Below are 18,877 nucleotides of genomic sequence, written 5' to 3'. Positions count from 1 at the left end.
TGGTGAAGATATCAAATTGCTACGAATTCGCTTGACACCCCCGGAAGAACTGACAACATGTCGCACCAAAGACGCTCGCGGAAGGTGATCCATGACTACCCCGCCGAAGGCCCGCCGCGCGAACGCCGCTCTCGCGGGATCCGTCGTGCTCGACGACCTTTCCAAGCAGATCGTCGAGCAGCTCCAGAGCGACGGGCGCATGCCGTACGCGGCGATCGGCAAGGCGGTCGGCCTGTCGGAGGCGGCGGTGCGCCAGCGGGTGCAGCGGCTGCAGGAGACCGGGGTCATGCAGATCGTCGCGGTCACCGACCCGCTCACCCTGGGCTTCCCCCGGCAGGCGATGATCGGCATCAACTGCGAGGGCGACCTGGAGGCGGTCGCCGACGAGCTCGCGGCGATCGAGGAGATCGACTACGTCGTCCTCACCGCGGGCTCGTTCGACGTCATCGTCGAGGTGGTCTGCGAGGGTGACCCGCACCTGCTGGAGATCCTCAGCAAGATCCGCGCGATTCCCGCGGTGCGGGCCACCGAGTCGTTCGTCTACCTCAAGCTTCGCAAGCAGACCTATTCGTGGGGCACCCGCTAGTCAGCGGAGCTGGACGGTCACGATCTCCCAGGCGCCGGCCGGGAGTTCGGCCGTCCCGCCGGCGACCGGGATCCGCTCCCCCGGGCGTCCGCGCAGGTCCGCCCGGCGGGCCTCGGTGAACGCGCCCTCCACCCGCACGGTGCCGGCCTCGTGGGCGACCGCGCGCAGTTCGAGCCAGTCGTCGCGGCGGCGCAGCGAGGTCATGACCGCGCCGCGCACCTCCAGGCCGGTGGCCTCGTCCGGGAGCGGCAGATCGGCCGGGCCGGCGCCGGGGACGGCGAGCAGGTCGTGGCGGAAGTGCTCGGCCGCTTCGGGTACGGCGGGGCCGTACGGCATGAGCGCGAGGGTCACCCGGCGCACGCCACGGGACTGGGCGGCGGGCGTGGGGAGCTGCGGCCCGGCCGGTTCCGGCCGCAGGCCGTTGCGGTTGCGCGACAGGTAGCCGACCGAGCGCAGCAGGGTGAGGGCGAGCTCGCCGCCGGTGACCTCGTACTCGGTGACGTGCTCCAGCAGCACGGCCGCGCCGCCCGCGGCGACCCAGCCGGAGGCCGGGAAGGTGGGCAGCGGCGTCTCGCCGCAGCCGCCCTCGGCGCTCAGACCGCGCTCCACCACGGCGAACTGCCCCTCGGCCAGCGAGCCGGTGGCCGGCGCGGGCAGCGGGACGTGCAGGCGGACCCGGTGGTCGGTGGAGCGGTTGTCGAACTCGACGGCCAGCCGGACGAACGGCTCACCGGCCCGCAACTCGACGCGGGTGGTGACGACGGTCTCCTCGACCGCGCGCGGGCCGTCCTCGGGGGGCGCGTCGGCCCAGGCCCTGGGGTCGGGCTCGCCGGTGCGGTGGCCGCCGTGCGCGGGCCAGCGGTAGGTGCGGCGCACGTCGAGGGCGGCGACGACCGGCCCGGACCAGACCGGCTCGACCTCGACCGACTCGGGCCGCTCGACCAGCAGGTCGTGGGCGGGCGGGGCGTGGTTGTAGGTGTCGCCCACGTCGCCGCCGTCCACGATGCGGCCCGCGCCCTCGATCCGCACGCCGGGCGCGACGAGGGTGAGGGTGCCGTCCTCGGCGACCTCGACCCGGAGCAGGCCGTTGTCGAGGGCCTGCCCGCTCGCCACGACCGGCACGAAGTCGCCGGCCGGTGCGCCGCCGGGGGCGAGCGCGCGGTGGCCCAGCGCGGGCACCTCCACGAGCGCGGCGACGGTACGGCGGGGCTCGGCCAGGATGCGGACGCGGGTGACGCCGTCGAGCGACCCGTCGAGGTCGGCGCGGTTGAAGGGCACGGCCGACTCGCGCGCGACGGTGAAGGTGAGCACGCCGTCCTCGACCTCCCAGCCGGTGACGTGCCTGCCGTACAGCTCAGTGCCGTGGATGAAGGAGAGCGCGACCGCCGGGTCGATCTCCTCGTCGAACAGCAGCGTGGGCGCGTACTCCAGGGTCTGCGCCGGGACGCCGAGCCCGTCGTAGCCGCCCACCTCGAAGAAGGCGACGCTGCGCCGGGGCGCGGGGGTGGGGTTGAGCACGAGCACGCCGCCGGCCGGCACGGTGGCGGCCAGCTTGGCGGTGACCAGGTCGCGGACCGCCTGGCCGAGGTGCTCGGCCTCGGCGATGCGCGCCGCGACCTGCTGGGCGGTCTCGTCGACGCCGCAGCCGGTGACCGAGTCGTGGCCGCTGGCGTCGACCAGCCGCCACCACGCCATGTCGAGGAAGCGGCCGGGCCACTCGGCGCCCCAGAGCGCGGCCAGCGGTTCCGCGTACCGCTCGACCATGCGTTCGGCGCGGCTCATGGCCTGCTTGACGTGCGCCCGGACGGAGATCACGCCGGGCAGGATGTTGGCGCGGGCGTGCGAGCGCAGCTCGCCCTCGACGCGGGGCAGGCCCTCGGTGGTTCCGGAGATGAAGCCGTCCAGGGTGTCCATGCGGGCGCCGAGCTCGCGCACCATCGCCGGCAGCCCGGCGACCGGCGCGGAGTGGTCGGCCCCGTACATCGCGAGGAACGGGCCAGGTCCCCAGCGGCCCATCCGCTCGGTGAACTCGGCGGCCCGCTCGGCCAGCCTCGACGGCTCCTCGAACAGGTGCGCGCCGTTGCCGTAGCCGCCTTCCGGAAGGTACTGGGTGCGGATCTCGGTGCCGTCGGGCGCGACCCAGGCGAAGGCCGAGGTGGTCACCGCGGCCGGCACGCCCCGGTAGACGCAGGCGTGCTCCAGCCCGGCCCGGCGCAGGATCTGCGGCATCTGCGCGGCGTGGCCGAACATGTCGGGCAGGTAGCCGACCATCATAGCCCCGCCCAGCTTGTCCGCCCGGTCGAGGCCGAGTTCCAGGTTGCGCACGATGGTCTCGCCGGAGCACAGGAACTCGTCCAGCAGGATCTGCCACGGCCCGATCGCCAGCCGCCCCTCGGCCACCAGCGCCTCGATGCGGGCGCGGTGCTCCGGCCGGACCTCCAGGTAGTCGTCCACGCAGGCGAGCTGCCCGTCGAGGGTGAAGTGGTAGTCCGGCTCGCGCTCCATCCGGTCGAGCACCTCGTCCAGCAGCGCCACCAGCCGCAGCCGGAAGCGCTGGAACGGCTCGTACCACTCGCGGTCCCAGTGCGTGTGCGGGACGACGACGATCTCAGAGCTCACGTGCCTCTCCTCCCAGCGGCAACCCGTGCTGTACGGCGTAGCGGGCGGCGATGCGTTGCGCGGTGACGATGTCCTCCAGCGCCCCGTCCCTGCCGGTGCGCGGCGTCTCGCCCGTGGTGACGAAGGCGTGGAAGGCCAGGAGCTGCGTCTCGAACGCCTCGGTGACCTCCCGCCACTCGGTGCGGGCCTCGCCGGGGGCCACGACGGTGAGCACGGTGGGCGCGTTCATCAGGTAGGGCGAGGGGAAGGCCAGCTCCAGCGTCCCCTGGTCGTGGTGGATCGCCACGGTCTCCCGGTAGGCCGGGTAGTCCTCCAGGTAGTGCCACCGGATGGCGAACCGCCCGGAGTCGCCGGGCAGCGTGCCGGAGATCTCGATCGAGCCGGGCGCCTCGCCCCAGGCGGCCACGTGGTCGATGCGCTCGGGCGAGCCGGTGAAGCGCCGCAGCAACGACAGGTCGTGACAGATCGAGCCGAGGGTGACGTTGTACAGGTTGCGCAGGCTTTCCGGGGCGTCGGCGCCCAGGGCGGCGTCCAGTAGGGCCGCCTCGGCCTTGCGCACCTGGGTGAGGTCGGCGTCGCGCGCCTGGACCAGGTTGGCGAAGGCGAGCTGCGCCTCGCCGCTCGGGTGCAGCACGGTCACCTCAACCGAGCGGATCCGCACCCCGTCCAGCAGGGCCTCGGCGCGCAGGACCGCCGGGTCGTACTGCTTCATGTAGCCGACCATCAGCCGCCCGTCCGGCGGCAGCGCGGCGGCCTCGGCCCTGGTCAGCGAGAGCGGCTTCTCGCACAGCACCGCGTACCCCGCGTCGAGCGCCTGCCGTACCGTCTCGCCGTGCGAGCCGGAGGCCAGCACGAGCACGGCGTCGAAGCCGCCCGCGGGCAGCATCTCGCCCACGTCGGTGAAGCGCCCGGCGGCGCCCAGCCGGTCGGCCACCGCCCCGGCGAGCGTCGGCGACAGGTCGCAGACCGCGCTCACCTCGAACAGCTCCCGGCGGCGCGACAACAACGGCACGTAGACCGCCTGGGTGACAGCGCCGCACCCGATCAGCGCGATCTTCACAGTCCGAGCTCCTTCAGCTTCCTCAGGTTCGCCGCCTGGTCGGCGGCGATGTCGGCGGTGGGGCGGTGCGCGGGCAGGGTGTCCTGCTCGACGACGATCCAGCCGCGGTAGCCGTCCAGCGCGCCGAGCACGCCGGGCAGGTCGAGGTCACCGGCGCCGAGCGGCGGGAAGACGCCGCGGCCCATCAGCTCGCGCAGCGTGCCGCCCTCGGCGAGCAGCCGGTGGGAGCCGTCCTTGACGTGCACCTGGGTGATGCGGCCGGCCCAGTCGCGCAGCGCCTTGACCGGGTCGCCGCCGGCCAGCAGCAGGTGGCCGGTGTCCAGGCAGAGGCCGACGTCGGTCAGCTCCAGCAGGCGGTCGATCTCCTCCGTGGTCTCCACGGCGTGGCCGAGGTGGTGGTGGAGCGCGGGCTCGTAGCCGCGCTCGCGGCACCGGTCGGCGGCGGCCTGCACCTGCGCGGCGAAGGCCGGCCAGTCGGCGCGGCCGAGTCCTGGCGCGTTCCCGCCGGGCGCGGCGAACCGGGCGGGCAGGCCAGGCGGCCCGAGCGTCGGGCGGGGCTCGAAGCCCGCCGGAGCGGCCGGGGCGCGGTCGAAGAGGTCGAGCACGGCGTCGAGGTCGGCGAAGTCCCCGGCCGGGACGTCCGCCCAGCCGCCGGCCAGCAGCAGCCCGTCGAGCCGGTCCAGGTCGAGGTAGCCGGGCGGGCCGAGATCGATGCCGGCGTAGCCCGCCCCGGCCAGGATCGCGACCATCTCACCGGCGGGCAGCGGCGCGGCGCCCGCCTCGAAGACGCCGAAGCTGACCGGTGCGCCCGCGACGAGCCACTGGGTCTCTAGCCGCACAGCGCCATCACCTCGTTCTCGTGGGTCTCCAGGCGGTGCAGTCCCGGCCCGGCCGGCAGGTGCACGCGCTCGCCGCGGACCACCTGGCGGCGGCCGTCCGGACGCACCAGGACCAGGCCGTCGGCGTCCAGCGCGAGCAGGTCGGCGCCGAGCCGGAGCAGCACCGGCGCGTCGGGACCTGCGGAGATCGCGGTCCGGCCGGCCTGGACCGCGTCGAAGGCGGCGGCCGGGTCCTCGGCGAGCACCCAGGTGGTCGGCGCGCCGGGCAGCCCGTCGGAGCCCTCGCGGTGGAAGTCGCTGCCGCCGATCGCGATCACGTCGTCGCGCCAGGCCTCGGCCCAGGCCAGGGGCGCGCCCCAGCGCCGGTCCCACCAGCCGGAGTGCCAGACCTCGGCGACCCGGGGCCGCTCCTTGGCCAGGGGCAGCAGCCAGGCGCAGTCGCCGCCGAGCGGGTGGTTGATCGACATCAGGCCGCGCTCGGCCCACCGGTCGGCGGGCTCGCGGAAGTCGACCCAGCCGACGTCGCCGAAGACGTTGGCGTGCCCCCGGTCGGTGGTGACCTCCTGGCCGGGCAGCAGGGTGATCCCGCGGACGGCGGCCAGTTCGGGGTGGTGGCTGACGGTGTTGTGGTCGGTGACGGCCAGGAAGTCGAGCCCGCGCCCGGCGGCCAGTGCGGCCAGTTCGGGGACGGTCAGCACGCCGTCGCTGTGCACGGTGTGCGCGTGGAAGTCGCCCGCCCACCAGCGCAGCCCCTCGACGTCCGGGATGTCGCGGCGCGGCGGCCGTTCCATCGGCGGAGCCGGGGCGGCGACCGGTCGGGCGACCGGGCCGAAGTCGATGTCGAGGGTGTAGTCCAGGCCCTCCGGCGGGATGCGGTGCAGCCGCAGCCACACCTGCCACACCCCCGCTTCGAGCTCGCCCGGCAGGTAGCCGGGAGTGGCCCACTCCGCGGTGATCGTGTACTCGTCGCGCGCGCCGCCCGACCAGCCGCGGAAGCCGTACGGCGAGCCGCAGCCCAGGTCGAGCACGCCCTTGGACCGGTCGTAGGCCAGCCGCACGGTGATCGAGCGGGTGCCCGGCGGCACCTCGAACGGCACCTCGCGCAGGATCTGCTCCAGCCGGTCGTCCAGCGTCCAGCGGCCTCTCACACCAGCTCCCCGTCTCGGTACACCAGGGACCGGTCGGCCCGTGGCACCGCGTGGCCGAGGTCGCCGAGCTCCGGCTCGCTGCCTTCGGCCACGATCACCTGGACAGTCTCGCCCGCCGCCTCCAGCGTGACCAGATGGCTGGCGCCCAGGCTCTCGGTCAGCACGACCTCGCCGCGCAGCGCCCCGGGGACCGGCTCGGCCGAGTAGGTCAGGTACTCGGGACGCACGCCGTACACGATCTTCTCGCCGTCGGTGAGCCGGCCGGCGGCGGAGGCGGGCACGGGCACGGAGCTGCCGGCCACCTCCAGGGTGTCGCCCCGCACCACGCCGTCGAGCAGGTTCATGGGCGTGGAGCCGATGAAGGCGGCGACGAAGGTGTTGGCGGGCCGCTGGAAGACCTCGGCCGGCGTGCCGATCTGCCGGATGTGCCCGGCGTCCATGACCGCCATGCGGTCGGCCATGGCCAGCGCCTCGGCCTGGTCGTGGGTGACGAAGACGGTGGTGACACCGAGCTCGCGCTGGAGCTTCTTGAGGAAGGTGCGGGCCTCCAGGCGCAGCCGCGCGTCCAGGTTGGACAGCGGCTCGTCGAAGAGGAAGGCCTGCGCCTGGGTGGCCATCACGCGGGCCAGCGCGACGCGCTGCTGCTGGCCGCCGGAGAGCTGGCCGGGCCGGCGGTCCATGAGCCGCTCCAGGCCGAGCCGCTCGCCGACCTCCCGGGCCTTGTCCGCCCGTACGGCCCGCGGCACCTTCTTGATGCGCAGCGGGTAGGAGATGTTGTCGGTGACGTCCATGTGCGGGAAGAGGGCGTAGTCCTGGAAGACCATCGCCACGTCCCGCCCGCCCGGCTGCACGTTGGTCACGTCCCGGCCGCCGATCACGACCTGCCCGGAGGTGGCGGTCTCCAGCCCGGCGATGGTCCGCAGCAGCGTGGTCTTGCCGCAGCCCGACGGCCCGAGCAGGGCGAAGAACTCGCCGTCCCGTACCTCCAGGTCGAGGGCGTCGAGCGCCTTGACCCCGCCTGGGTAGACCTTGGTCAGGCTTCTGAGCTCGATCACCGTTTGATCCCTCCGTGGAAGCGGAAGCCGTACTTCTTGCTGACGAACAGGTACATGAGCACCACGGGGACGGAGTAGAGCAGCCCGAAGGTGGACAGCAGCCGCAGGTTGGGCGAGCCGCCCTCGGTGTACAGGGTGTACATGATCACCGCGGCGGGCTGCTTCTCCACGTCGCTCAGCAGCAGGTAGGGCATCAGGAAGTTGCCCCAGACGTTGGCCACCGACCAGACGGCGATGGTGGCCAGGCCGGGCCGGACGACGGGCACCACCACATCCCACACGATGCGCAGCGGCGAGGCGCCGAAGACGCGCGCGGACTCCTCGTAGGACTTGGGCGTGGTGTCCATGAAGTCCTTGAGCATGAAGATGGCCGCGGGCAGCAGGCCGCCGGTCATGATCAGCACCAGGCCGAGCTGCGAGTCGATCAGCCCGGCGGTGACCGCGAGCTGGAAGAGCGGGACCATCGCGGCGGTCCCGGTGATGATCGAGGACAGCAGCAGCAGCGTGTAGAGCAACGCGTCGCGGCCGGGGATGCGCACCCGGCTGAGCGCGTAGGCGGCCAGCGCGGAGAGCGCGACGACGATCACGGCCGTGCCGCCGGCGAGGATCACCGAGTTCAGCAGCGAGCCGAGCGCGTAGGGGTGCTCCCAGATGGTGGCGAAGTTGGCGAAGGTGAAGTCCGGCCACTCCACCCGGTAGGTGGGCGTGTCGGTGAAGGGCGCGGTGAGCAGCCACAGCAGCGGCAGCGCGAAGAAGGCGAGCACCACCGCGACGAAGGTGTAGTAGCCGATGCGGCGAAGGACGAACCGGGTCATCGTCTCGTCCTGAGCAGACGCAGGTAGAACACCGCCACCACCAGATTGATCAGCAGGATGACCGTGGAGACGGCCGCGCCGTACCCCAGGTCGCCGCCGGACAGGGCCACCTTGTAGACGAAGACCGCCAGCACCTCGGACTTGCCGTCCGGGCCGCCCGCGGTCAGCAGGAAGGGCGAGAAGTCGTTGAAGGTCCAGAGGCTGATCAGCAGCAGGTTGGTCAGGATGTGCCCGCGGATGTGCGGGAAGATCACGTCCCGGAGCTGCTGCCAGCCGCTGGCCCCGGCCAGCCGCGCGCTTTCGAGCTGGCTCGGCGGCACGTTGCCGAGGGCGGCGCCGTACAACATCATCGAGAAGGCCGTGCCACGCCAGGTGTTGAAGATGATGATCGACAACATCGGGTGGTCGATCAGCCAGGCGAAGCCGGGGATGCCGAGCAGCGCGTTGAGCGAGCCGCTGTCGCGGTCGAGCAGGGCCACCCACAGGAAGGCGACGACCGCGCCGGGCAGGATCCAGGCCAGGATGACCAGGCCCTCGACGAACGGCTTGATCCGGCCCTGCAGCACCTTGGCCAGCGTGAAGCCGAGGATCGCCTGGCCGATGACGGCCGAGCCGAGCACGAACTGGAAGGTCAGCCAGGTGGAGTTGTAGAACCGGCCGTCGCCCAGGGCGCGCACGAAGCTGTCGAGGCCGACGAAGCCGGGATCGGCCGCGGCGGCGCCGGTGAGGCTGTAGTTCGTCAGGCCCAGGACGATCACCCAGAGGGCCGGGAAGACCAGGAAGAGGGCGATCAGCACCAGCGCGGGCGCGACGAACCCCAGGGCGCGGCGGGTGCCGAGCCCGGCCGCGTCGGTGCTGTAGGAACGCACCGGCGCGGCCGGGGTCTCGGTCTTCGTGCCGTCAGGACGCGATGTTTCCAGCGCCACCGACGAGTCCCTCGAGCTTCTTGACGTACTCGGCCGCCGCCTGGTCGGGCGGGGTGCCGTTGATCACCGCCGCGCTGGCCTCCTGCAGCGCCACCGAGACCTGCGGGTAGACCGCGAGCGGCGGGCGGTAGGCGGTGTTCGGCAGCACGTTCTCGGAGATGAAGCTCAGCAGCGGGTCGCCGGCGAGGATCTCCTTGTTGACGTCGGTGCGCGGGGTGATGCGCACGGCGTTCTTCGTCTCCTGCTTCAGCGCCTCGGGCGAGAGGGTGAAGGCGAGGAGCTCGAAGGCCTCCTTCGGGTGCTTGGTGTTGGGGTTGAGCGCGCGCAGCGCGCCGCCGGACATGCTGACGAAGTCCTGGCCCCGGATGCCCTTGCCGGGCTCGATCGCCGGGATCTTGGCGTAGCCGACGACGGTGTCACGGTCGGCCATCTTGGCCACGCCGTCGGTCGGGTTGACCACGCCGCGCCAGAAGTAGTCGCCCTCCATCAGGATGCCGATCTTGCCTTCGGCGAACTGGGCGAAGGACTTGTCGCGGCCCTTGGCCTCCTGCTGGAGCTTGGGGTCGCCGAGGCCGCTGCCGCCGTAGATCTTCTGGTAGAGGCCGAGCGCGTCCTTCAGCGGCTGGGTCGCGCCGCTCCACTTGCCGTCCTTGTAGACCTCGCCGCCCGCGCCGGCCAGCAGCGGGAGCACGCCCTGCATGGTCGTGGCCTCGCCCATGGCGGTGCCGGCGTTGATCTGGATGGGCACCGGCACGCCGGAGTCCTTGAGCTTCTGGCCGGCGTCGAGGACTTCCTGCCAGCTCTTGGGCTGCCAGTCGGCGGGCAGGCCGGCCTTCTCGAACAGCGTCTTGTTGAAGTAGAGGACCCGGCCGTCGGTGCCGATCGGCAGGGCGTACTTCTTGCCGTTGAAGGTGGTCAGGCCCTGGACGGCCTCGGGGATCTGGGCCCAGCCGTCCCAGCTCTCGGCGGCGGGCGCCACCTCGGCCAGCGGCTTGATGTAGCCGGCCTCGGCGAACTCGCCGGCCCAGATGCCGTCGATGTCGATGACGTCGGCGCCCTTGCCGGACTTGAGGTCCAGGGCGAGCTTGGTCTTGTACTGCTCGTCGTCCACGCCGTTCGGGAGGAACTTCACCTTGACGTTCGGGTGCTTCTTCTCGAACTCGGGGATGACCCACTTGGTGAGGTGGTCGGCGGCGTTGGCGTTCTTGCCGCCGGCGATGGCGTTCTGGGTGATGGTGATCTCGATCGTGTCGCCGCCCCCACCGGTGCCCCCGGACTGGCCGCACGCGGCGAGAGCCAACCCCGAAGCGGCGAGTGCCGCGACTAACCTACGCGTTCCCATGCATGTCCTCCGGGAGTCCGAAATGGGAGGCATTAGCAGGCCCACAATGTCATGACATGAAGACGACGTAAAGACTTGTTACCATCTAGCAGCCTTGGCGTACGCTGCGGTTACGTGTGCGGTAAACGATTCCACCCGTGGCGGGTTTCGGTCATGCTGAAATCTCGGACATAGCGGACATGCTGATGTCATGACATTATGTGTATCCATCACACGGGAGGCGCGTTGGACGAGCTGATCACCAGGGGCGGGTACCAGCGGATCACCGACATCCGGGCCGGCCGGCCCCAGCTCATCGCCGAGGCCGCCGCCGCCCGCGTCCGCGGCGTGCCCGGCGAGCGGCTCTTCCTCATCGCGGCCGACCATCCCGCCCGCGGCGCGCTGGCGGTCCGCGACCGGCCCCTGGCCATGGGCAGCCGGCACGAACTGCTCGACCGCCTCCGGCTGGCCCTGTCCAGGCCAGGCGTCGACGGCGTCCTGGCCGCCCCCGACCTGATCGAGGACCTGCTCTTACTCGGAGCGCTCGACTCCAAGGTGGTCATCGGCTCGATGAACCGCGGCGGGCTGCCGGGCAGCGTCTTCGAGGCCGACGACCGCTTCACCGGCTTCGACGCCACCGCCCTGGCCGCGCTCGGCCTCGACGGCGGCAAGATGCTCTGCCGCATCGACCCCGGCGACCCCGCCACCGTCGCGACCCTGGAGGCGTGCGCGCACGCGGTCACCTCGCTGGCCAGGCGGCAGCTCCTCGCCCTGGTCGAACCCTTCTGGTCGCACCGCAGCGGCGGCGCCCTGCGCAACGACCTGTCCCCCGAGGCGGTCATCCGCGCGATCAGCGTCGCCCAGTCCCTCGGCGCCACCTCCGCCTACACCTGGCTCAAGATCCCGGCCCTGCCCGAGATGGAACGGGTCATGGCCGCCACCACCCTGCCCGCCCTGCTGCTCGGCGGCGACCCGTCCTCCCTGGAGGCCGCCCTGGACACCTGGGGCAAAGCCTTGCGCCTTCCGGGCGTGCGGGGGCTCGTCGTGGGCAGGGCCCTGCTCTACCCTCCAGACGACGACGTCGTGTCCGCGGTGGACGCCGCGGCCACCCTGGTCCGGGAGACTGCGCTGTGACCTATCTACCCCTCGGCAAGGCGGCCGCGCCGCCCTGGCTGGTCGAGATCACCCCCTCGGTCGCGGGCTGGACCTACTCGGGGTTGCGGGTGATCGACCTCGACGGCTCACCCGTCGGCTTCGCCACCGGCTCCACCGAGGCGCTGGTGCTGCCGCTGGCCGGATCCTGTACGGTCACCGCCGGTGGCGAGCGGTTCGAGCTGGCCGGGCGGGAGTCGGTCTTCGCCGGGCCGAGCGACTTCGCCTACCTCCCGATCGGGTCGGAGGTCACGCTGACCGGCTCGGGGCGGATCGCCATCCCCAGCGCGGAGGCCACCCGCGCCCTGCCCGCGCGCTACGTGCCGGCGGCAGCCGTACCGGTCGAGATCCGCGGGGCGGGGCAGGCCAGCCGGCAGGTCAACAACTTCTGCGCGCCCGAGGTCTTCGAGTGCGACAAGCTGGTCGCGGTCGAGGTGCTCACGCCCGGCGGCAACTGGTCGTCCTACCCGCCGCACAAGCACGACACCGCCGGCGAGTGCGAGGCGGAGCTGGAGGAGATCTACTACTTCGAGGGCGGGCCCGGCTACCAGCGGGTCTACAGCTCCGAGCGCGGGGCCATCGACACCCTCGCCGAGGTCGGGTCCGGGGACGTGGTGCTGGTGCCGTTCGGCTACCACGGTCCGTCCATGGCCGCGCCGGGGTATGACCTCTACTACCTCAACGTGCTGGCCGGGCCGGCGGAGGCCAGGTCGATGGCCTTCTGCGACGACCCGGCCCACGCCTGGATCCGCGCCACCTGGCAGGACCAGGAGATCGACCCGCGGCTGCCCTTCGGGAGGACCTCGTGAAGTTGACCGTGGCTCAGGCGGTCACCCGTTTCCTGGCCGCCCAGCACTCCGAGCGCGACGGCGCCGAGCGGGCCTTCTTCGGCGGCGTCTTCGGCATCTTCGGCCACGGCAACGTCGCCGGGCTCGGCCAGGCGCTGGCGGTCCACGCCGACCTGCCGTACTACCTGGCGCGCAACGAGCAGGCGATGGTCCACACCGCCGCCGCCTACGCCCGGGCCAGCAACCGGCTGGCCACGCTGGCCTGCACCACCTCGATCGGGCCCGGCGCGACCAACCTGGTCACCGGCGCGGCCGGCGCGACCATCAACCGGCTTCCGGTGCTGCTGCTGCCCGGCGACATCTTCGCCACCCGCGCCGCCGGGCCGGTGCTGCAGGAGCTGGAGGACCCCCGCTCCTACGACGTCTCCGTCAACGACGCCCTGCGGCCGGTCTCGCGGTACTGGGACCGGATCAACCGGCCCGAGCAGTTGCCGTCGGCGCTGCTGGCCGCCATGCGCGTGCTCACCGACCCGGTCGAGACCGGCGCGGTCACCCTCGCGCTGCCGCAGGACGTGCAGGCCGAGGCGTTCGACTGGCCCGAGGAGCTCTTCGCCCGCCGCGTCTGGGCCGTCCCCCGGCCGCGCCCCGAGGAGACCGCGCTGCGCCGGGCCGTCGCGCTGCTGCGCGGCTCGGCCCGGCCGCTGATCATCGCCGGCGGCGGGGTGATCTACAGCGAGGCCACCGAGGCGCTGGCCGCCTTCGCCGAGCAGTACGGCATCCCCGTCGGCGAGACGCAGGCGGGCAAGGGCAGCCTGCCGTACGGTCACCCGCTCGCGGCCGGCGCGGTCGGCGCGACCGGCAGCACGGCGGCCAACGCGCTCGCCCGCGACGCGAACCTGATCATCGGGATCGGCACCCGCTACAGCGACTTCACCACCGCCTCCCGCACCCTCTTCGCGCCCGGCACGCCCTTCCTCAACCTCAACATCGCCGCCTTCGACGCCGCCAAGCTGACCGGACTCCAGCTCGTCGCCGACGCCCGCACCGGCCTGGCCGAGCTCCACGAGGCCTGCTCCGGCTGGAGCGGCACCACGGCCGAGCACCGCTCCCGCGTCGCCGAGCTGGTGCGGCGCTGGGACGACGCCGTCGAGGCCGCCTACTCCCTCGGCACCGTCACCACCGACTCCGGGCCCTTCCGCGCCGAACTGCCGCCGCTGCCCATGCAGAACAGCCCGCTCCCGCAGACCGCCGTCATCGGCGCGGTCAACGCGGCGGCCGGCGAGGACGGGGTGGTCGTCTGCGCCGCCGGGTCGATGCCCGGCGACCTGCACAAGCTCTGGCGGCCCAGCGGGCCGGGGTGCTACCACGTGGAGTACGGCTACAGCTGCATGGGGTACGAGATCGCCGGCGGGCTCGGCGTGAAGCTGGCCGACCCGTCGCGCGAGGTGTTCGTGCTGGTGGGGGACGGGTCGTACCTGATGATGGCGCAGGAGCTCGTCACCGCGGTGGCCGACGGGATCAAGATCATCGTGGTGCTGGTCGACAACTCCGGCTTCGCCTCCATCGGGCGTCTGTCCGAGAGCGTGGGGGCGCGACGGCTGGGCACCTCGTACGGCTACCGCGGCAGCGGGGCCTACGACGGCGGGCCGCTGCCGGTGGACCTCGCGGCGAATGCGGCCAGCCTGGGGGCTTCGGTGATCCGGGCCGAGACGCTGGAGGAGCTGCGCAAGGCCCTCACCGCCGCGCGGGAGGCCACCGTGCCCACCGTCGTGTACGTGCGGACCGACCCTTCGGTGGACTCGCCGTCGTCGGAGGCCTGGTGGGACGTGCCCATCGCCGAGGGGAGCGAGCTTCGGGCGGCTTACGACGCGGCCAAACAGAACCAACTCCCCGCGGTCTAGCCCGTTTCGGGGGCCTGTTTTCCGGGGCCTGTTTCGGGACCTGTTCTTGCGGGCTGTTCTTCGGGCCTGTTTTGGGGCCTGTTCTTGGAGACGGGCTGGGCCTCTTCTAGCGGCGGGCTCGACTGTGCGGCGCACACCTTCCCCTCCCGTGCCCAACCGACTACGGAGAGTGTTGTCTCAGGTCAACCTGGGAAAGATCGCCCCATGACGACCATGACCAGAGCGTGGCGAGCACTAGGCGTGATCGCCCTAGTCGTGGTGATCCTCTACCTCCTGTGGAGCGTCCGGACGGTGGCCCTGCCCATCATCCTGGGCGTCTTCCTGACCACCCTCCTGCTCCCCCCGGCCCGCTGGCTCCGCTCTCGCGGCATGGGCCGGGGCCTGGCCACCACGGTGGTGTGCCTGGGCGGCCTCCTGCTCGGCGGCGCGTTCATCGCCCTGCTCGTGCCGCCCACGGTCAGCGGCATCGCCCAGCTCCGCGACAGCGTCGGCGACGCCATGGACCAGCTCCACAACGTCGCCATCTCGGTCGGCCTCGACGACACCACGCTCAACAACATGGTCACCCAGGCCCGCGAGTACCTCACCAAGCAGGGCGAGCAGATCGCCACCGGCGCGCTGTCCGGGGCCAAGGTCGCCGGGGAGATCCTCGTCGGCGCCGTCCTGGCCGCCATCCTCGCCATCTACTTCGTCCACGGCGGCGACCGCCTGTTCGCCTGGATCGTGGACCTGCTGCCCGTGCGGGTCCGTCCCCGAGTGCGGGACGGCGGGCACGTCATCTTCGACGTCGTCGGCCGCTACATCCGCGGCGTCGCGCTGGTCGGGCTGGTGGACGGCTTCTTCATCGGCCTGGCGTTGTGGGTCCTCAAGGTGCCCATCGCGCTCCCGCTGGCCGTACTCACCTTCATCGGCGCCTTCCTGCCGGTGGTCGGTGCCTTCCTGGCCGGGCTGCTCGCCGCCGCGGTCGCCTTCGCGGCGCACGGCTGGGTGGTGGCGCTCATCGTCGTCGGGGTGACCATCGCGGTGCAGCAGATCGAGGGGCACGTCCTGGCTCCGCAGATCTACGGCCGGGCCCTGGAGTTGCCGGGCGCGGTCATCCTGGTCGCCATCGCCCTGGGCAGCGTGCTCGCCGGCATCACCGGGGCCTTCCTCGCGGCACCGGTCACCTCCGCGATCGTCGCCCTCATCCGCAACCGCCAGGAGAACACCGCCCAGGTCACCGCCGCCCCGGTCTGACCGTCGTCGTCACCCCGCCCAGGCGCGGCTCACCAGGCGGCGACCCGTGGGGACCGCTTCTCGACCACCTCGGCGATCTCCAGCAGGAACCCGTCCACGTCCTTGATCAGGTACCCCGGACGCACCATCACCGTGGGGAACCGCGCCGTCCGCACCTCCTGGGCAGTCACCGGCTGCCCGGTCGTGCCGCGCAGCGTGGCCACGATCCGGTCGAGGAACGCGTCCACCACGTCCTCGTTGTAGCCCCCGCCCATCCGCCCCGGCCGGAACCCCACCCGCTCGACCCGGGCCGCCTGTGCCTCGAACCACTGCTCCCGCCGCAGCTCATCCGTGGGCTCGGTCAGTGCCAGCCGTACCGGTGCGTGCTGCTTGGTCTCCAGCGCCACCAGGAAGGCCTCCAGCGCGAAATCCACCGCTATCTCGCGATATCCGCCGCGACGGACGGAGAAGGTGGCGTCGCGCACCTCATCCGCGGTGACCGGCTGGAGATGCGTGGTACCCCGGCCGAGGGTGGCCTCGATGCGTGCGATGAGGGCGTCGACTTCCGCGGGCTCGTAGCCTGAGCGCAGACCCATGACACGCGGAAAGCGATTCACATCCTGACTCCTCCCGCTTTCCAGCCATTGTCCCGGTCGCGGGGAGGCTACTGGTGAGTTGTGCCAATACGGTTACATGTCAGGCAATTTAACAGTCCGCAACACTTTGACCGCACCCCTGACAACCACCCCCTGGCCCCTCCAGGCACTCTCCCCTCACCCACCCGTCGCCGGACCGCTCCCCCGCCGACTCACCTCACCCGGCCGCCCTAGACTCGACCGCTCCCGCGCCGACCCACCTCGCCCGGCCGCCCTAGAGTCCGCCGCTCCCCTCGCCTGACCGCGAGCCGCCCCTATACCGTTACGCCTCATGCGCCTGTCGAACGTCTCCTTCGCCTATCGCCGCCGCGCCCCCGCGGTGCTGCGAGACGTGGACGCCGACCTCGCCCCGGGCGACGTCATCGAGGTCGTCGGCGCGAACGGCGCGGGCAAGTCCACCCTGCTCCGCCTCCTGGCCGGCATCACCCGCCCCACCCACGGCACCGTCACCGACCGCCCCCGGGTCGTGGGCTTCGCCCCCGACCGCTTCCCCGTCGACCAGCCGTTCACCGTCACCCAGTACCTGACCCACATCTCCCGCATCCGCGGCAACCCCGCCTGGCGCCCCTGGGCCACCCGCCTGGGCCTGGACGACCTCCTGGACGTACGGCTGGCCGAACTCTCCAAAGGCAGTGCCCACAAGGTCGGCCTGGTCCAAGCACTGATGCCCGACCCCGGCCTGCTCATCCTCGACGAACCCTTCGCCGGCCTCGACGCCGACACCCGAGCACAACTCCCCGCCATCATCACCGCCGCCCGCACCCGCGGCGCCATCGTCATCCTCAGCGACCACCAGGGCGGCCTCGACGACCTGCCCTCCGTCCGCCACTGGTCCCTCCACGGCGGCCACCTCAAGGAATCCGCCCCGTCCGCCACCTCGGAGCCGTCGGGCCCACCCACCAAGGTCGTGCACGTCACCGTCCCCGCCACCGAGGTGGACGCCTTCCTCACCCGGATGCGCCAGGCCGGCTACGAAGCCCAGGAAGCCGAGGAAGGCCAGCCATGACCGCCATGCCCCCCACTGCCCCCATGACCCCCACGACCTCCATGACCGCCCTGTCCGCCTTGATGGCCTTGACCGCCTTCCGCATCGCCGCCTACATCCGCTCCCACCGGATCTACCAGGCCCTGCTCCCGATCTTCGCCCTGCTGGCCATCTCCTACGCCACCCGAGCCCCCGCCGGCCAGGAAGCCCCCGCCCTCACCGACTCGGCCGTCCTGGTCATCCCGTTCCTCGCCTGGAGCGCCCGCAGCCTGCTCGACACCGAGCCCGACACCCAGCGCATCCTCTCGGCCACCAGCGTCGGCACCCGCAGCCGGGAAGTACTCTCCGGCCTCCTCGCCGCCTTCGCCGTCAACCTGCTGTTCGCCGCCATCACGCTCTTCTGGGGCCTCTTCCTGGGCCTGACCGCCTTCCCCACCGCCTCGGTCCTGTGGGCCGGCGTCGCCCTGCACGTCCTGGCCGCCCTCACCGGCACCACCCTGGGCGCCCTCACCAGCCGCGCCATCCTCCCCTCACCCGCCATCTCGATCATGGCCCTGGTGCTCGGGTTCCTGGCGATGCTCGTCCTCAGCCGTACCGCCCTCTACTGGCTCACCGTCCCGCTCACCGCCTGGATGAAGGCCGCCGGCACCGGCACCCTGGTCACCCAGGTGCCTTGGCTGGGCGCCCTGTCACTGGCCTGGCTGTTCGCCGGCCTCACCCTGTACACGTGGCTCCGCCGCACCCGCCCCTGACCCCTGCCTTAACCGGGCTCTCCGCCCAGTTCCCCGCCACGGGCGGACAGCTCCCGACCACACCGACTGCCGTACGGCTCCCGCCGTCCCCACCCCCGACCGTACGGCGCCCGCCTACCCACCCCTGACCGTACGGCGCCCGCCTACCCACCTGGCCGGCTCGCTTCGCCGTACTCGGGCTGAGATCCTCCGCCACCCCGCGTGATCACCCGGGCCCGGTTGTCCTACGCTAACGCGGGTGAGGATCCGCCCCAGAACCCCCGAGGACCTTCCCGCCTGCGTCGCCGCCCTCGCCCTGGTCCAAGCCGTCGACCGCTACCCCGTCGACTGGCCCGCCGACCCCGCAGCCTGGCTGACCCCACCGAAACTGACGGCGGCCTGGATCGCGGAAGAGTCAGGCACCATCTTCGGCCACATCGCCCTCGCCCCGGCCCACACCGAAGCCACCGAGGGCCTGAAGACATACCGCCACTCGGGCGCAACCCAACCCACGGAGGCGCAGCACCACGCGGTCGCCGCTGAAGGACCGAGGGGATACAGCGGCCAGGCACGGGTCACCCCCACCGCTCAAGCGCACACCCATACCGCCCCGGCGCAGAGCCAGGGCACTCAGGCACCCAGCCAAATCGCCCAGGTGCACAGCCACGGTGCTCAGGCGCCCAGCCACGCCACTCAAGTGCACGGGCTCGACACTCACGCACACAGCTACGACGCTCTGATGCGCAGCCACGCCGAGCCCACCCAAGCAGCAGAGACACACCACCGACCCGCGACATCTCAGGCCGCCGCTGAGGTGATCCGGCTGTTCGTCACCCCGGCGGCCCGAGGCAGGGGCCTGGCCGCCCGCCTCCTCACCACCGCCCGTACTGCGACGGCCGGCCCCCTCAGCCTGGAGGTCTCCTCCGAAGCCGAGGCCGCCATCACCCTGTACGAACGCCTAGGCTGGCGCCGAATCGGCAGCCACCGCGCGACCTGGCTCAACGCCGCCGGCGAACCAGCCCTCCTCCACCACTACCTCAGCCCCTGATCCCAGCCGAGGGACTCCCCTGAATCACGAGA

At 72.2% G+C, this 18,877-nt stretch carries 17 protein-coding genes; 8 read left to right on the top strand and 9 right to left on the bottom strand.

Going from position 1 to position 18,877, the window contains the following annotated elements; genetic code table 11:
* Nucleotides 1-91: 91 nt before the first annotated feature.
* Nucleotides 92-586 carry an Lrp/AsnC family transcriptional regulator gene (locus tag AB0I67_RS05950; protein ID WP_357918225.1) on the top strand — a complete coding sequence of 165 codons (495 nt, stop codon included), beginning with the start codon at nt 92-94 and terminating at the stop codon, nt 584-586.
* Here AB0I67_RS05950 and AB0I67_RS05945 read toward each other — a convergent pair whose 3' ends face one another.
* The 8 genes from AB0I67_RS05945 to AB0I67_RS05910 are packed head-to-tail and all read right to left on the bottom strand — an operon-like array spanning nt 587 to nt 10,348.
* Nucleotides 587-3,205 (bottom strand): alpha-mannosidase, encoded by a 2,619-nt coding sequence (locus tag AB0I67_RS05945; RefSeq protein WP_357918222.1) that lies wholly within the window; start codon nt 3,203-3,205, stop codon nt 587-589.
* Nucleotides 3,195-4,265, bottom strand: a complete 1,071-nt coding sequence (locus AB0I67_RS05940; protein WP_357918219.1) for a Gfo/Idh/MocA family oxidoreductase — start codon at nt 4,263-4,265, stop codon at nt 3,195-3,197. Before AB0I67_RS05940 ends, AB0I67_RS05945 begins: the two co-directional genes overlap by 11 nt.
* Complete coding sequence (locus tag AB0I67_RS05935) at nt 4,262-5,104, bottom strand: sugar phosphate isomerase/epimerase (RefSeq protein ID WP_357918217.1); 843 nt, start codon at nt 5,102-5,104, stop codon at nt 4,262-4,264. The genes AB0I67_RS05940 and AB0I67_RS05935 overlap by 4 nt, the downstream gene beginning before the upstream one ends.
* Complete coding sequence (locus AB0I67_RS05930) at nt 5,095-6,252, bottom strand: CehA/McbA family metallohydrolase (protein ID WP_357918214.1); 1,158 nt, start codon at nt 6,250-6,252, stop codon at nt 5,095-5,097. Before AB0I67_RS05930 ends, AB0I67_RS05935 begins: the two co-directional genes overlap by 10 nt.
* Nucleotides 6,249-7,307, bottom strand: coding sequence for an ABC transporter ATP-binding protein (locus AB0I67_RS05925; protein ID WP_357918211.1), 1,059 nt, complete (start codon nt 7,305-7,307; stop codon nt 6,249-6,251). The genes AB0I67_RS05930 and AB0I67_RS05925 overlap by 4 nt, the downstream gene beginning before the upstream one ends.
* A complete protein-coding gene (locus AB0I67_RS05920) occupies nt 7,304-8,122 on the bottom strand; it encodes a carbohydrate ABC transporter permease (protein WP_357918208.1) in 819 nt (272 codons plus the stop codon). Before AB0I67_RS05920 ends, AB0I67_RS05925 begins: the two co-directional genes overlap by 4 nt.
* Nucleotides 8,119-9,048 carry a sugar ABC transporter permease gene (locus AB0I67_RS05915; RefSeq protein WP_357918205.1) on the bottom strand — a complete coding sequence of 310 codons (930 nt, stop codon included), beginning with the start codon at nt 9,046-9,048 and terminating at the stop codon, nt 8,119-8,121. Before AB0I67_RS05915 ends, AB0I67_RS05920 begins: the two co-directional genes overlap by 4 nt.
* Entirely contained in the window at nt 9,023-10,348 is a 1,326-nt protein-coding gene (locus AB0I67_RS05910) for an extracellular solute-binding protein (RefSeq protein WP_357918202.1), read from the bottom strand. The genes AB0I67_RS05915 and AB0I67_RS05910 overlap by 26 nt, the downstream gene beginning before the upstream one ends.
* A 267-nt stretch (nt 10,349-10,615) precedes the next feature.
* On the opposite strand from AB0I67_RS05910, the gene AB0I67_RS05905 reads away from it, so the two are divergent.
* The 4 genes from AB0I67_RS05905 (at nt 10,616) to AB0I67_RS05890 (ending at nt 15,446) form a co-directional block, all read left to right on the top strand.
* Complete coding sequence (locus AB0I67_RS05905; RefSeq protein WP_357918199.1) at nt 10,616-11,503, top strand: deoxyribose-phosphate aldolase; 888 nt, start codon at nt 10,616-10,618, stop codon at nt 11,501-11,503.
* Complete coding sequence (gene iolB, locus AB0I67_RS05900) at nt 11,500-12,330, top strand: 5-deoxy-glucuronate isomerase (RefSeq protein ID WP_357918196.1); 831 nt, start codon at nt 11,500-11,502, stop codon at nt 12,328-12,330. Before AB0I67_RS05905 ends, iolB begins: the two co-directional genes overlap by 4 nt.
* On the top strand, nt 12,327-14,210 hold the full coding sequence (iolD, locus tag AB0I67_RS05895; protein WP_357918193.1) for a 3D-(3,5/4)-trihydroxycyclohexane-1,2-dione acylhydrolase (decyclizing): 1,884 nt from the start codon (nt 12,327-12,329) through the stop codon (nt 14,208-14,210). The genes iolB and iolD overlap by 4 nt, the downstream gene beginning before the upstream one ends.
* Before the next feature lie 204 nt (nt 14,211-14,414).
* On the top strand, nt 14,415-15,446 hold the full coding sequence (locus tag AB0I67_RS05890) for an AI-2E family transporter (protein ID WP_357918190.1): 1,032 nt from the start codon (nt 14,415-14,417) through the stop codon (nt 15,444-15,446).
* Nucleotides 15,447-15,475: 29 nt separating this feature from the next.
* Here AB0I67_RS05890 and AB0I67_RS05885 read toward each other — a convergent pair whose 3' ends face one another.
* A complete protein-coding gene (locus AB0I67_RS05885) occupies nt 15,476-16,021 on the bottom strand; it encodes a DivIVA domain-containing protein (protein WP_357918187.1) in 546 nt (181 codons plus the stop codon).
* A gap of 331 nt (nt 16,022-16,352) precedes the next feature.
* Between AB0I67_RS05885 and AB0I67_RS05880 the strand changes: the two genes are divergently transcribed.
* The 3 genes from AB0I67_RS05880 to AB0I67_RS05870 all read left to right on the top strand — a co-directional run bounded on the left by AB0I67_RS05880 (nt 16,353) and on the right by AB0I67_RS05870 (nt 18,845).
* On the top strand, nt 16,353-17,087 hold the full coding sequence (locus tag AB0I67_RS05880; RefSeq protein ID WP_357918184.1) for an ABC transporter ATP-binding protein: 735 nt from the start codon (nt 16,353-16,355) through the stop codon (nt 17,085-17,087).
* 23 nt (nt 17,088-17,110) lie between these two features.
* Nucleotides 17,111-17,818: a hypothetical protein gene (locus tag AB0I67_RS05875; protein ID WP_357918181.1), complete on the top strand. Its 708-nt coding sequence runs from the start codon at nt 17,111-17,113 to the stop codon at nt 17,816-17,818.
* A 238-nt stretch (nt 17,819-18,056) separates the two neighbouring features.
* Complete coding sequence (locus AB0I67_RS05870; RefSeq protein WP_357918179.1) at nt 18,057-18,845, top strand: GNAT family N-acetyltransferase; 789 nt, start codon at nt 18,057-18,059, stop codon at nt 18,843-18,845.
* The last annotated feature ends 32 nt before the right edge of the window (nt 18,846-18,877 follow it).

This window comes from Nonomuraea sp. NPDC050310 (assembly GCF_040655795.1).
GTDB lineage: Bacteria > Actinomycetota > Actinomycetes > Streptosporangiales > Streptosporangiaceae > Nonomuraea.
This window is presented reverse-complemented; position numbering and strand designations above follow the sequence as displayed.

Excerpts from the sequence above, each read along its gene's own strand:
- AB0I67_RS05950 (WP_357918225.1), top strand. The coding sequence starts at position 92 with ATGACTACCCCGCCGAAGGCCCGCCGCGCGAACGCCGCTCTCGCGGGA.
- AB0I67_RS05920 (WP_357918208.1), bottom strand. The coding sequence starts at position 8,122 with ATGACCCGGTTCGTCCTTCGCCGCATCGGCTACTACACCTTCGTCGCG.
- AB0I67_RS05890 (WP_357918190.1), top strand. The coding sequence starts at position 14,415 with ATGACGACCATGACCAGAGCGTGGCGAGCACTAGGCGTGATCGCCCTA.
- AB0I67_RS05885 (WP_357918187.1), bottom strand. The coding sequence starts at position 16,021 with ATGGGTCTGCGCTCAGGCTACGAGCCCGCGGAAGTCGACGCCCTCATC.
- AB0I67_RS05880 (WP_357918184.1), top strand. The coding sequence starts at position 16,353 with ATGCGCCTGTCGAACGTCTCCTTCGCCTATCGCCGCCGCGCCCCCGCG.
- AB0I67_RS05875 (WP_357918181.1), top strand. The coding sequence starts at position 17,111 with ATGACCCCCACGACCTCCATGACCGCCCTGTCCGCCTTGATGGCCTTG.